The organism is Sphingobacterium sp. LRF_L2 (assembly GCF_965644235.1).
Lineage (GTDB): Bacteria > Bacteroidota > Bacteroidia > Sphingobacteriales > Sphingobacteriaceae > Sphingobacterium.
This window is the reverse complement of sequence record NZ_CBFFRI010000033.1, coordinates 1-256: the sequence shown is the minus strand read 5'-3', so window position 1 is coordinate 256 and position 256 is coordinate 1. Positions and strand designations below refer to the sequence as shown.

Below are 256 nucleotides of genomic sequence, written 5' to 3'. Positions count from 1 at the left end.
AAAACCGATAATTGGGGCTAAGTCGTAACAAGGTAGCCGTACCGGAAGGTGCGGCTGGAATACCTCCTTTCTAGAGTTTCCCATTGGCACTCGCTGCGCCACACCATGATCGTTATTAACAAGAGACAAGAAGAAAGTGCCCTCCCTGTCCGCCAGCTTAATATCATTGGATGTTAATGTTAAGCGGAACGACGAGCGTCACCGAGCAAGAAAGAAGAAAAAGCTAGTCCCGTAGCTCAGTTGGTTAGAGCACTAC

Annotated in this window: 1 rRNA gene; it reads left to right on the top strand. The window is 48.4% G+C overall.

Annotated elements, in window-relative coordinates:
- Window positions 1–70 (top strand): 16S ribosomal RNA (locus ACSZOX_RS22425); the annotation flags it as partial.
- Window positions 71–256 lie beyond the last annotated feature (186 nt).